Annotated in this window: 10 protein-coding genes and 1 pseudogene; 3 read left to right on the top strand and 8 right to left on the bottom strand. The window is 51.6% G+C overall.

The window, feature by feature from the left end:
* Nucleotides 1-212 precede the first annotated feature (212 nt).
* A complete protein-coding gene (locus EV586_RS02815; protein ID WP_132943547.1) occupies nucleotides 213-548 on the top strand; it encodes an MGMT family protein in 336 nt (111 codons plus the stop codon).
* A gap of 92 nt (nucleotides 549-640) precedes the next feature.
* Entirely contained in the window at nucleotides 641-1396 is a 756-nt protein-coding gene (locus EV586_RS02820; RefSeq protein WP_132943548.1) for a polysaccharide deacetylase family protein, read from the top strand.
* A 207-nt stretch (nucleotides 1397-1603) separates the two neighbouring features.
* Here EV586_RS02820 and EV586_RS02825 read toward each other — a convergent pair whose 3' ends face one another.
* From EV586_RS02825 to EV586_RS02840, 5 genes and pseudogenes are all read right to left on the bottom strand, one after another.
* A complete protein-coding gene (locus EV586_RS02825; protein WP_132943549.1) occupies nucleotides 1604-4936 on the bottom strand; it encodes a hypothetical protein in 3333 nt (1110 codons plus the stop codon).
* 152 nt (nucleotides 4937-5088) lie between these two features.
* Nucleotides 5089-5562: a GyrI-like domain-containing protein gene (locus EV586_RS02830; RefSeq protein WP_243652926.1), complete on the bottom strand. Its 474-nt coding sequence runs from the start codon at nucleotides 5560-5562 to the stop codon at nucleotides 5089-5091.
* A gap of 155 nt (nucleotides 5563-5717) precedes the next feature.
* Nucleotides 5718-6173: a methyl-accepting chemotaxis protein gene (locus EV586_RS21800; protein WP_481937750.1), complete on the bottom strand. Its 456-nt coding sequence runs from the start codon at nucleotides 6171-6173 to the stop codon at nucleotides 5718-5720.
* Between the two features lie 42 nt (nucleotides 6174-6215).
* Nucleotides 6216-6641, bottom strand: a pseudogene (locus tag EV586_RS21805) (PAS domain-containing protein); the annotation flags it as partial.
* 109 nt (nucleotides 6642-6750) lie between these two features.
* On the bottom strand, nucleotides 6751-7344 hold the full coding sequence (locus EV586_RS02840) for a TetR/AcrR family transcriptional regulator (RefSeq protein ID WP_132943552.1): 594 nt from the start codon (nucleotides 7342-7344) through the stop codon (nucleotides 6751-6753).
* A 135-nt stretch (nucleotides 7345-7479) separates the two neighbouring features.
* Here EV586_RS02840 and EV586_RS02845 point away from each other — a divergent pair, with 135 nt between their 5' ends.
* A complete protein-coding gene (locus tag EV586_RS02845) occupies nucleotides 7480-8229 on the top strand; it encodes an alpha/beta fold hydrolase (RefSeq protein WP_132943553.1) in 750 nt (249 codons plus the stop codon).
* Between the two features lie 124 nt (nucleotides 8230-8353).
* Here EV586_RS02845 and EV586_RS02850 read toward each other — a convergent pair whose 3' ends face one another.
* The 3 genes from EV586_RS02850 to EV586_RS02860 form a co-directional block, all read right to left on the bottom strand.
* Nucleotides 8354-9766, bottom strand: a complete 1413-nt coding sequence (locus tag EV586_RS02850) for a zinc dependent phospholipase C family protein (RefSeq protein WP_132943554.1) — start codon at nucleotides 9764-9766, stop codon at nucleotides 8354-8356.
* A 791-nt stretch (nucleotides 9767-10557) separates the two neighbouring features.
* Nucleotides 10558-11496 (bottom strand): polysaccharide lyase family protein, encoded by a 939-nt coding sequence (locus EV586_RS02855; protein ID WP_132943555.1) that lies wholly within the window; start codon nucleotides 11494-11496, stop codon nucleotides 10558-10560.
* 567 nt (nucleotides 11497-12063) lie between these two features.
* Nucleotides 12064-13347 (bottom strand): helix-turn-helix domain-containing protein, encoded by a 1284-nt coding sequence (locus EV586_RS02860; protein WP_165898192.1) that lies wholly within the window; start codon nucleotides 13345-13347, stop codon nucleotides 12064-12066.

Here is a 13347-nt window from a genome sequence, read left to right on the forward strand (position 1 = left end):
AGTTGATAGACATGCGATTCGTACGTTAAATATTACGATATAACACTTTGTCACCAGAAAGTGTCACAGATAATTTTGCTTTCACATACAAATTGCGCAAGTTGCGCTTCAAACGCACCTAACAAACAAGCTTGCGCACCTGTGGTATTGCATCTTGGCACACACCTCCACCGTAGAGGTTCTCCATAAATTGGCTGTGATATAATAGCAGCATGAGCCCATTTACTGAAAGAGCAATTGCTATCATCAAAAGCATTCCGGCCGGCTCCGTGATGACCTACGGACAGATCGCCAAGCTGTGCGGCAGCCCGCGCGCGGCCCGGCAGGTGGTGCGAATCTTGCATTCGATGAGCAAAACGCACCGGTTGCCGTGGCATCGCGTGATCAATGCCCAAGGCAAGATCGGCATGTCTGATGACGGGTCGTTTCAAGAACAGCGGTTTCGGCTCGAACAGGAAGGGATCGAGTTCAGCCGCGAGAACCTGATCGACCTGGACCGCTATCAGTTTCACCCTGATACAGACGAGTCGCCTGACGACTTGCTGTAACTTCTCTGCAGCCGCCCATGAGGCGGCTTTTTATGTTCTTGCCACCGTTAGGGCACACTAAGATTTACCACAGCAGAGGAGGTATCCTTCTGATGTTCAAACGATCAGCCGGAGCCGTGCTTTTGCTCAGCAGCTGCGTGTTTGCGCTGTTTCTGACCGCTCCCGACTCTGTTCACGCCAAGAAAAAAGGCCGCTTTTATTATGAAAAGCGCGGTGAGGTCGTCTGGGAAGTGCCGACGGAGCAAAAAGTGATCGCCTTAACGTTTGATGACGGTCCTCATCCCAAATACACGCCGCAAGTGTTAGATATTCTCAAGCGCTACCATGCCAAGGCGACATTTTATGTGGTCGGTTCGCGGGTGGAACGCGCCCCCGAAGTCGCCAAGCGGGCCGTCAAAGAGGGGCATGAGCTGGCCAACCACACGTACGGCCATCCCTATCTGACCCGCATCTCCGCCGCAGAGCTCCGCGCAGAGATCGACAAGGCGGATGAAGTCGTCAACACCATCACCGGCCACCACCTCAGCACCTTCCGTCCGCCGGGCGGCGTCTACAACGACCTGGTGGTCAACACCGCCAAAACGGCCGGCTACCTCGTCGTCATGTGGTCGTGGAATCAGGACACGAAAGACTGGCGAGACCCGGGGGTGCACAAGATCGTCGACCGCGTGCTTTCGAATGCGCATAACGGAGGCATCGTGCTGTTCCATGATTTCGGCGGCGACCGCTCACAGACGATCCGCGCGCTGGAGCAGATCTTGCCCGAACTGGAGAAGCGGGGCTATCGCTTCCTGACCGTCTCGGAGCTGTTGCAGGTGCGAAACGGCGCCGTGATCAACCTTCCATAAAAAAGACCGTGCTGCAGCAGGCTGCAGCACGGTTGCTTGCGGTTATGGGCGGAATTGGCCAAAAGTTCATGCTCTGGTAAGACAGCCCGCAGGGTTTGCCCGAGGTGGTTTTCTTCTGACCATGGCCTGATCATGGCAGGATCTGATCCTTTGCATGGCTGTCCCGCTGTCTTTGACACACAGAACCACTTCCTGCGGAGTGATCCTTTAAAGGGCCATGATATTGAACTTGATGAATTCGTTCAGCATTTCTTCCTCTTTGCCTGTTTCAAACAGCAGTTTCAACACCATCGGCTTTCTGCTTTTCCCTTTTTGCTTCAAGTACTCGTTGAGCACCTTGCGCAGATCGTTCAGCTGTTTCAGCCTGTTGTTCAGATCTTGCTCTTGATGATAACTCGCCAGCAGATTGTCCACCGCCTCAATCGTCCTGCGGGTGGTGATGCCCGTCAGCGACTCGGTGGTCGAGTATTTGATCCACTCTGCTTTGGTCATCAGGAAGGACGGGAAGATTCCGTTGAGACGCTCCATGACATCCTTCCCGGCATCTTGGGCGATCGGGCCCACCTTGCTCGGTTTTTTGGCGACCCGTTCCAACTTGCTTTGTACATCATTGACTTTTTGCTGGTCGATTTCAAAATCATTGTCCATCATGTCGTGCGCTGTGCGATACATCGCATGTTTGTCGTCCGGCAGTTTGTCATTGCCTTTGAGCTTTTCGATCGGTTCGTTCCAATGCATCAACTGCTCCACCGCGTGATTTTCCGGCAGTTTGAGCGCACCCGGAAGGGCACCACCCAGCGTTTTGTCTTCCCCGTTCACCGGTTTCGGCGTGACGACTTGATCTTCCAGTTGACCGGCTTGCTCCGCCACTTTGCCCGACATTTTATACTTTCCGAGCGTCCACGAGCCAAGCGTTTTGGTGTACAGGTTTTTCTGATAGACGAGGAACGCGACGAAGTCTACCAGCGCTTCGATCTTAGCGATCAGATCACCTTCCAGATTGTAGGCGAACTCGACCGGCTTGCGGTCGTCCTGTTCCATTTTGTTCGTTGCCGGGTTCAGGCGAACTTGTCCGCTGACTTCGGCGGTCGCTGCGGCACGCAGCGTGGCCGACGCCTCCAGATAGGCTTTTAACGCAATCAGCAATTCCGAACCGATCTTCACGCCTGCTCCGACGGAGAACTTCAGATTGCCTTCCAAGTGCGCCATCCCGGCGACGTTGTACAGCGAATCCGCTTCGTGCTCCTGATCTTTGGCGATCTCGCCGGCGACCATCGCCTTGACCGACCCGCCGATGCCCACTTCCACAAACAGCGACAGCGGGGTCGGCGGTACCGGCAGAGCCGCATGGAGCTTGAGCGGCCAGAACGCGCGGTTTTTCGGGAACTCCAGTTGGCCGGAGATGTTCGCCTTTTTCTTCTCTTGATCGATCATCCCCTGCACCGCTCCGCCGAGCAAGCTGATCTTGTAGACTTTGTTCGGACCGATCCATTTTTCGTACCGCTCGACTTTGTACTCCCCGTCTTTGATCGTGATGCCGATCGCCTTCAGATGCACCTGGGCAAGCGAAGCCAAGCCGCCGCCCGATCTCGACTCGTTGAGAGAGCTCATCAGGCTGTCCTTGCCGCCGCCTTTCCCCATCGCTTCCAAGTCTTTCGAAGAGACTTTGTCCTGCTTGCCGAGCACCGCTTCCGCTTCGGCGATCCTCAGACTGCCATCCTTGTTGATCTCCACGTTTTCCGCATCGAGCGCAAACACGCCGACCGAAAACGCCAAGCGTTCGATCTGACCTTCAAACGTGTGATCCTCGTTGTACTGCAAGCGTTTGATCGAACCGTAGCCATGCACAAACTTCTGGTCGAGGCGAATTTTCGCGTTCTCTACGCCAAGCTGGAACTGGTCTTTGTACCCGACATAGGCTCGTCCGTCCAGTACCAGCCCGTTGACCAGTTCCCAGTCTTTGACTTCCACGCCGCCGCGTACAGAGAGGATCTTCTTATCCTTGTTGATCAGCAAGTCGTAAAGCACCGGTTTCACTTTGTTGGTACCGCTGCCGAAGTTGTACTCCAGTTCCTGGATGTGCAAGTGCTCCGTAGTCAGCTGGGCGCGCTTGATGGCGACCTTTTTACCAATTTGGAAATTGTTCAGTTCGACCGACTTGAACGCGCCGTCCTTGTCGAGCAGCAGTTGGGCACGCGCTTTGATCGCCGTATCCAAAGGCTGGGGCAGATTGAGGGCGATCTCGCCGGCGCCGAAAGCAAACCCGACGCCTTTTTGGTACTGCCCGTAGACTTGATTCAACTCCAGCAGGCTCCCCGCTTTGAACTTGCCGATGCTGACCGCCAACTCGTTGAGCCCGGTGTTGCCGACATTGAGCTTGTTGAGGATCAGCTGTTCCAGTTCGAACATCAAGAATTGAGAGTGTCCGACGATCTGCTTGTCGCGGAAGGTCGCGTCGATCGACCAATTCAAGTCCCAATCCAGGCGGGCGTGAATCTCGTCGATCGTATATTCATTGCCAAAGAGACGGAACGTGACCCGGTTTTTCGAGTCCAGACCGCCTTTTTTCGCGAGGGGACCGTGCGTGCTTTCAGCGATGGTGAGGTTTTGGAGGTCGACTTTGACCAGCTTCAGGTCGACTGTGGTGACCGTTGATTTATCGCCTTTGGCCGGTCCGGAGACGACAGAAGGTCTGTCGGCTCCAACACTCTGTTCTTGCTGAGGCGTCCCCGAAGGCTGCTCCTCCGGGGACTGGCCCGACCATTTTTGCCTGAGGTATTGATAGACTTCCACCAGCTTGCCGGCTGCCTTTTTGGCCAGTCCCGGCCGGTCCAGGAACTGCTTTTCGAAGTTGTCCAATTTTTCGATGCAGCTCTCCAAGGTACGCAGGAATTCAGCATCGTAAGCGGCGAACGATTCGTAGAGTCCCAGCAGCTTTTTATCGGTGTAGTCGGAGATGAACTGATCGAATTTGTTGACGACGAGGCCGATGACGTATTTGATCCCCGCCCGCAGATTCGGGTTCATCTTGACCCAATAGTTCGCCACTTGCCGGAATACCGAAAAGAAGCCGAACAGCATTTTCACCGCTTGATCGAGAGCTGGGAACAGGGAAAGGATAAAGTTGTCGGCCACTTTGAAGAAGGTCTCCAGCAGCATGTCCACCCCATACTCCTTCAGTTCCGGAGTGATGTAGGACGTTTTGAGCTGCTGATAGATCTCGATGCCGAGGGACCGTACAACGTCGGTTTCGTCCTCATCATTCCGTTGGAGGACCATTTGAGCCGGGATCGCCGAAGACGCCTGCGCTGCGCTGCTTGGCATCTGCCGCCGCGCCTCCTGCTGCCTCAACATCTGCGTCACCGCCCGGTTCCCGACCGTCTTTTGCAACTGCAAGATATGCGCAGCCGAAAACGGAGCCCCGCTTGCACTCGGCGCTCTTCGCTCCTGCATCCCTTCTGACGGCCGTTCCGATTGCCCTTGCACAGGGGCTGCCTGCACTCCCTGTGCGCCGGACGCTTGAACCGGGGGTTGGAACATTTTCATCAACTCTCATTTCCGAAGTAAGATATATTTATATCATACAACAAGAGCGGGATGAATCCTATGAAATTTTCTGATGCCAATCGAGAAAAACCGTGCGGCTGCCGGTCAGTTGACTTCGGTGCCACACGGTTTTTGCTTGACGTGCCTTATGATTTCAAGGCAACGTATACTTCAATCTCATTTTCCGGACGTTCCGGCTGATACCGGTCATCCCAGACTTCGAAGTCATATCCTCCGAACTGACGCCCCGATTGCGGCAACCATTGACCGTAGAGGTAGTCGTACGTTCGCCCTAACTCCGACTCCAATCCTTTATGCAGGAATTGTGCATAGTCACTGCTCGGGACTTGGTGCGCAACCATTCCGTTCGGAACTGTTGCCGCAGTGGATACCTGATAGCCAATCACTTGCGTAAATGCATCGACCATCGGATTAAAATCCGGTTCGTTCGGGTAGATCTGAATCAAATAAACCGTCTCGCCAATACGACCTTCGATCTCACTTGCACGAGAAAGCAAGGAGTCATACGCTTGCTTGGCTAACTGCTGCTCTTCGATCTGTTTCAGGTTGGCGGAGAGTTCAATTCCTACTACTTCGAATTCGGACAAACTGACGACCACTGGTTCCAATCCGACTTCCTCCCTTTGACTGTTGATGCCACCTCTTATTATTTCTACAGTACCTTCACAATATCTTCCTTTTCTTTGCCTGCAAATTTCCCAATAACCCCTCACTGAAAAAACACCACCATATCATTTGGTGGTGTCTGCGTGTTCTAAATGTTGATCGCCAGTTGTTCCGTCGTTTCGGCGATGTGATCATATGACTTCTTCAATTCATTCATCGCAGAGAAGTTGGTGGCAGCTTGTCCTGTGATTTCTGCAATCCGTTCCATAATCGTCGCGATGGATTTCGAGATCGCGGTGAGTTGGACAGAGATTTCCTCAGCCGACTGCTTGCTGGAGTCGGCCATTTTGCGCACCTCACCCGCTACCACCGCGAAGCCGCGCCCTTGTTCACCCGCTCGAGCGGCTTCGATGGCGGCGTTCAGTCCGAGCAGGTGGGACTGCGTTGCGATATTTTGGACGAACGACAACACCGAGTGAATGCCATCGACATACTGCTTGACCGTTTCCGATTCGAGGTTCAGCATCTTCATGTTGTTCATGATGTGTTCGGTCGAGTGCAACACTTCATCCGTATTGGCGGTCATCTCCTCGACCATCGCCATCAATCCGGATGTGCTGTTTTGCAGCAAGATTTCACGCTGCGTGATGTCGGTCGCCACCTTCGCCACACCCTCCACACGACCGTTCTTTCGCACCGGCAAGTAGGTGGCTTCCAAAATCAGCGCACGGCCGTCTTTCGCACGGCGTTCGATTTTATCCTGAAACGCCTTGCCCTGGCGCAGCTCCCGCCAGAACTCTTCATATTTGATGCTGGCTGCAAATTCAGGCATGCAAAAAATACGATGATTCTGCCCGATCATTTCCGCCACCGTGTACCCCATCGCACTGGCAAAGTTTTCATTTACCCACGTTACAGTCCCCGACGTGTCAAACAAGATGATAGCCAAATGACTTTGCATCGATGCAAAGATATCCAGTTCTCGAATCCCCGTATCCTGTGACATACGATCACCCTTCCCCCAACAAACTCCATAATAGTAAACTATGGCACAAAATGCGGGAAAAGACATCACGTTTTTATATTTTCGGATAATTTAAATGATTGATCAAACAAATCCTAGAATCGATTCCAGTGTTCGTTTGATTTGATTCACAGTTCACTTCCCAAATTGGATGCTGCTAAGCAAGAGATTCAAAAAACGGGAGCAGCATCTCTTCCTTCAACCGCTGCAGCGGAAACTGATCCGAGTATGAGGAATACATCAACATGATTCCGTGCAAGGCGGTCGAGAAGTGCAGGGACTTCAATTGCGGATTCTGGACACCCAGTCGCTGAAAGATCTCACTTTGAACTTGCGCCTGGCGGAACATCTCGTCTTTGAGCTTTTGACTGCTGGCAGATACCACCTCGTCCGCATGCGGATGAGTTTGGATATGCAGATAAAAACGATAAACACTCGGCTTTTCTTGGACGTTCAGCAGTGCGTGATCCGCGATATAATGCAGTTGCTCGAGCGGAGTCGGTTTGGTAAGCGCTTCTTCCATCACCTCTATAATTTCCTGAACGCGGCTTTCGACCAGCTCCAATAGGAGGTCTGCCTTTCCTCTGAAGTAATTGTACAACAAACCTTTCGATATCCCCGCTCGCTTGGCCACATCTTCAATCGACGCCGCATGATAGCCTTTTTCAATAAATACCTCGATGGCGGCCGCACGAATGTTTTCCTTCGCCAATCGACGAATTCGTTCATTCTCCTCAGGAGTCCTCGGCATTACATTCACCCTTTCACGATCATCTCTCTTCCCACTCATGATAATGAAGACTGAACGGCTGGTCAACGAAAACGTTGACTGACCGTTCGTTCAATGATAAATTGTGGATATCATCATCCGACTGGAGGGATTGAAATGGATTTGCATTATGAGGTGCTTGGCGCCGGTCAACCGGTTGTATTGCTTCACGGAGGCGGTACCGATTCAAGGGACTGGACCCCGCTGGCTCCGCTCCTGTCCGAAAAGTACAAAGTTGTGCTCCCCGATGCGCGCGGGTGCGGACAGTCTCCGGCTCCGGTTGAGCCTCCCCATTATGTCAACGATCTGCTTGCCCTGCTCGACCACTTGGAGTTCGAAAAAGCGACGCTGATTGGGCATTCTGTCGGCGGGCAGATCGCAACGGAGTTTGCCTTCTCGCATCCGAATCGTGTGCAAGACCTCATTTTGGTCTCCCCTGCGTTATCAGGCTTTGCGCACGCCACGGAGTTTGTCGAGCTCTCGCAGCGTGTTTGGGCCGCGGCGACTGATCCCGCCAAGATGACAGAACTCACGCTGGAAGCCTGTTTTTATTCCAACGTCATGAAAAGTCCCCACCGCGGTCTCATGGCCGAGATGACGGCGCATAATATCAAGAAAATGTTCCAGTGGCAGACCCGTGATTCGCAGTGGCCCACACCCCGCGCCATCGAACGATTGCACGAATTGCCGGTCAGGACGCTGTTCTTCCGAGGTACGCTCGATACGTTGGACAGTTCCCGCATCGCCGAACATTTTCGTGCCGCTCCCGACATTCGTTTTGTCGAGATCGAAGGTGGAGACCACAAGATCAACTTGACTCATTCGGAAGAGCTGTTTGCAAATATCATGTCATTTTTGGAGACGTAAAAAAGCTGAGCAACCAGCAATGCCCGAAGGGGGAGTTTCGTGACTCTCCCTTTGGGCATTCATAAAGGGGTTTTGTAATCAAAAACCACCTCTCAATCTGATTGAGAGGTGGCTGAAATAGTCTTTAGTTGACCGGCACGAACTGCCAGATCACTTCGTTGCCTTGGTAGTTGGTCGTCATGTACGACCAGTTTTTCGTGCTGACCGCCTGCCAGCCCAGATACAGTTCTTGATTGAGCGGCGAGATGTTGTTCAGGTATTTGCCTGAGTTCAGGTTGAGATAGGAACCGCCCTTGGCCGTTCTCGTCAGCTGGTACACATCGCGGTGGTCCTGCACATCCAGATAGACCGGAACCCCGCGGCTGTCTTTATACGGGTAGTAGCTGTTTTTCTTGTACGTGGTTAAATAGTTGTAGCCGCTCCAGTTAGAGAACGTCATCGAGAGCGAAGCATCGCTGCCGTGGTAGATGTTCGGATCGCTTGTATCGCCTTCTTTGCGCAGGATGACCGGAGTGCCGTGGACATTCGTGTCCGCTTGAGTTGCAGATTGAAGCACGTAGTCCCAGTTGTTAGAAGCTTCGAACGTCAAACCGCGCGTCGGATTCGAGAACGGCACCAGGAAGTACTGTTTCCCGGCTTGCAGCGGATTGCCTTTGGAGTCGAGCAGCACTCCGTTGTCTTTCGGCGTTTTGAGCGGGGTGTCGCCGACGTACGTCTTGAACCACAGGTGCAGGAACCCGGCCGTCTGACGCTGCGCCAAGTCGAGGGATTGCAAAGTGCCCGGCGTCACTGCCTGTTGCCATGCGGCATCGTTTCCGGCGTTGAAGTAGCTGTACACCGTCGAGTTGCCGATGGTGGAAAATTTGGCTTTGGAGTTGACAGCCGCCGTGTGAATCCAGTCTTCCGGCGTCGTGATCGTGCCGGTGTAGTGGCCGTTGGCATCGCTGACCCGAGCACTGTTCTGGATCGACTGCGCGAACTCTTCATAGTCGCTGTGGAAGCCCATCGGCGAATCGAGCGCCGTGAAGTTGGACGAGTGCATCGGCTGGGTGGAATCGGTGAAGTAGTGCGACGCGATGCCCAGGAAGTAGAACGCTTGGTCATAGTTACCTTTTTGGAAGTACTCACCAGCATATTTGAAATATTTCGACCCTTCGGTCAACGCTGTCGGGGTGGTCTGCCCTTCGTAGTTTTGTTTCGTGTCCGGGTCGTAGAAGTGCGACTTCCAGCCGCCGAACGTGTAGCCTCCATTGTTGAACGGATCGAGGTAGTCGGCATCGTAGAGACCTTGCTCAAAGCGGTTGTGGTACTGGGGATCTTTCAAGTAGCCGACTTCATTTGCTTTGACAGTCCCGTCGGTGTTGCGCGCCATGATTTCGATCGCGTTGCCCGCAATCCACAAGTGCGTGCTGTGTGCCGGATCATGCGGCGCATCCGCCCCCCACGCGTGGGCAACCGACTGCTCGGTCGCAGGAACGCCTGCTGCAGACAACCCAAGTGCAACTGTCATTGCCAGGATTGTAACTCGTTTATTCATCTTCTCGCTCTCCCTTTCTCATGAATGATTCTGTATTTGATAAATACGATACTATAATTGCAAAAACGACCCCTTATTACAAATTAATTTTTTCACACAATCTTAACCTGTTAACCCGCAACTTTATAGAAAAATCAAACAAACGAGTTCGTCGGGAATGCGGTAACTCACTGTATGCAACTCGCACTGCCTCCATGGACAACAATTTCCCTTGCACCTTCCGATCGCTCCCCATACAAGCAAAAAGCCGATAGGATTTTTCCTATCGGCGAGAGAACGGCTAGTAAGTACGGTGAGGTGTCACCCAAATCTTGTAAACAGCAGATTCAGATGTGCCAAAATCAACTTGAGTAGAACTTCTACTCTCGCCAATAAAAAAAAGAGTTCATGCGGTGTCTCCACAAGTTGTAGAAAACCCGCATGAACTCTTGCTCGTTCACCTAGTTGCCGCCGAACACACTCCCAATATACAGACCCCGGGACAATTGTCGCATGACTGGGTGCCGTAGAAACTTTCGGCTGAGTAAGGCAGTTTCACATTTTTCACGATATCATAACCATAGTAAACATTCGTTACCGGGTCGCGATACGCATACTGACCTGTTTTGGGGTTGTAATACACATTCGTAGAAGGGTTAAATTTTATTCCATTTTGAATATCGATCCAGTTCTGCCGTATATACCCGTAGCTCCCTTGCGAACCGTACATATCACCAACTCCTTTCGTGAACGTTCACTAGCAAAGTATGCGGCACGCTGGAGCTGATGTGAGCAGGTATCACAATAACAGGCTATCGCGGAGGCAGCGGAATCCGGGCACTGTAGAAAACGGTTTTATCTACGGTGTACACCGGTCCAACAATTTCATATTTCGTTCTGTTCATCAGCACAAATTTCGCTTGTCCATGTTGAAGTTGCGCAAAATTGGTGCAGGGTGTCCGGCCGTCTTGAGAACAGATGAATCGTTGCAGGTATGGCTTTCCCTGTTGGTCCTTTGCCTTCGTATCCATAAAGAAAGTGTAATCTGGCGGAAGTGCTGCAAATTTCTGCGTGCCACCCAGCATGGAGTTGGCAATGTGAATCGAATACGCCCACGACCTGCCGCCGCCGATCATTGGGTAGTTCGCCTCAGGATTTTTACCGTTTAGCGATTCAAAACCTCCTTTCGTCAGCATCGCTTTGTAGTCATTTTTATTAATGGGCTGCCCTTTCTTCTGATTGATCATCCGGTTGACGATCACTTGTGCCGTCATTTTGATGCCTGCTGAGCGTATTGCCCAATTGACATTGGACGGATCATTCGGCGCTGTGCCGACATCTGAATTCTCGCCGTGCAAGACTCGAGCGATGATGGACAATTCATCTTGTGTGAGAAGATCGGTTAGCAGTTCATTCCTCTGGTTTGCATTACTCCATCCCCACACCGTTTTGCGATTGTTCAGTGTGTCCTTCCACTTGGCATCCGTAAGAGTCTGCCGGTATGTCACGGCCCGGCTGTAGTCCTGGTAGTTTTGCTTGAGCAGTTTCGACTCAGGAAACTCTTTCAACGTTTGATACCAGTCCTGATAGGAACTATCCAATTTCTTCTGGACAAAAAGCGGCCATTTCGCATAGTCAACCACCATTGCATTAACCTGTGTCGCTGTCAGACCTACCACCATCGACAATACTAATGCGAGCAGTCGACGTACTGAGCTCCTCTTCAAATGATGAAACCGCAGCTTATTCATACGTTTCCTCCTTTACAAAATCACACGGATTAGTATGTGCAATAGTGCTGTTAGAACACGCAACGAAAAACCGACAGGATTTCTCCTGTCGGCTTGCGATATTTCTGCGGAGTTTTACCCTTCCTGTTAATCGCCGTTCATACCTTTTTTCGACGGCAGCATTGGTACCGCTGGCACTGTAGACTCATATTTCCTTACTCAAGCGTTGCAAATGCTTCTTAGCATCCATTTCTGTCATAGATTCAAACTCATCCCCACACCACATCCAAACTCTTGCCTCGTCCTGCTTTCATACAAGTACCCCCATATACCATTTACGCCGATCATCTCCCCCACCCGTTCCCATAAAGTTGCATCCGACAAGCCCTCTACACCGAAGATTTGCTCCTCTAGTTTGGTAATGGCTGCATAAAACCCTTCTGCTTCCACTCGATGACCCCGAAAGTACCAAACGATCATTTCGTTTCTTATGAATGAACAGATAGCCTACTGCATTCCCTACCCGCACCACTGTCCGGGAATACCTCTCCCAGTTCTGCCGTTCATACGTACTCATCAATTGGATATTCAAAGCACGATCCCACGCTGCTCCAATTGTCCTGCCATGTACGTGTGGAGCCGCTCCATCCGCTCAAATGCTTCCCGGTGCTCCCCCTTGTCGCTCAGATACCGGCACATGTGTAGCGTTACCTCTACAAGCTCCGCAAACTTACCATGTCGCTCAAAAATCTTGATCGCATTGTCAAGATGCCTGTTGCCTTTCTCCTCATCTCCACGGTGAAAATAGACAAACGACAGGACACGGTGGACTTGTCCCATTTTGGGCGATGTATCCGACAAACTCATTCTTGCTTTTTCAGCATAAGCCCAGGATTCATCAATTGCGCCATTCTCCGAACAGATGAGCGCTATGTCAGCGAAAATTTTCCCGGCTTTTGATTTGTCACCAATTTGCTCATGTTGTTCCGAAAGGTTCAGCAGTTTTTGAACGCTCACATTCCAATCGCTCTTCTCACCCTGTAGCATGATCAAACGATGTAGCATCTCTCGATGCTGTTCCACGTTCGCTTGCTCTTCCATAAGCACGGTTGCTTTCGTAGCGTATTCTTCTGCTAGCTCATACTTCTTTTGCCGATCATAGACCTCTGCCAAGCGGAGAAAAGTCTTCCCTCTCTCTGTACCGTTACCCTGATTGAGCAACAACGCCTTCTCGTAATACTCGGCCGCCTCCTCAATCTTTCCGACCCGCTCATGGAGATTTGCCAACTGCATGAGGATCTTCGCTCGAAAATCTATATCGATCTCTCCCTCCTTCTGCAGCTCATTCCAAGCGCGGCTCGTATGGAAAAGCGCGATAGGGTACTCATTTTTCAACTCCGCAACCTTCCCAAGCAGCAACAACACTTCAACGAATAAAAAATCATCCCGTTTTTCCGTGTTGCAAGTTTGACACATGTGCGCCAACGAATTTTCAGCCTCAAGCACATTGCCCAGCTCTACGTGACAGCGTGTAAGTTCCAACAGCAAGATTTCCTTCGGCATTCGATGCTGATCCACAGCTACTAGTGCATTCAACAACTGGATCGCTGCATAGTACTCCTTTGACCGTACCATGCTCAACGCCATCTTGTATTTGCTCGAAAACTCAAGATCAAAATCTACTTCTTTGATGAGATCTTCGAGCGGAACATCAAGTCGAGTCGCAAGAGCAACCAGCGTTTTGTAAGAGGGACGCGCCCGATCACTTTCAATTTGACTTATTAAACTAGGTGTGCAGATACCCGAAGCAAGCTCAATTTGGGTCATACCTTTCTTCAGGCGAATTACACGAACCCTTTGACCAAGTGACAC

This window comes from Tumebacillus sp. BK434 (assembly GCF_004340785.1).
Taxonomy (GTDB): domain Bacteria; phylum Bacillota; class Bacilli; order Tumebacillales; family Tumebacillaceae; genus Tumebacillus_A.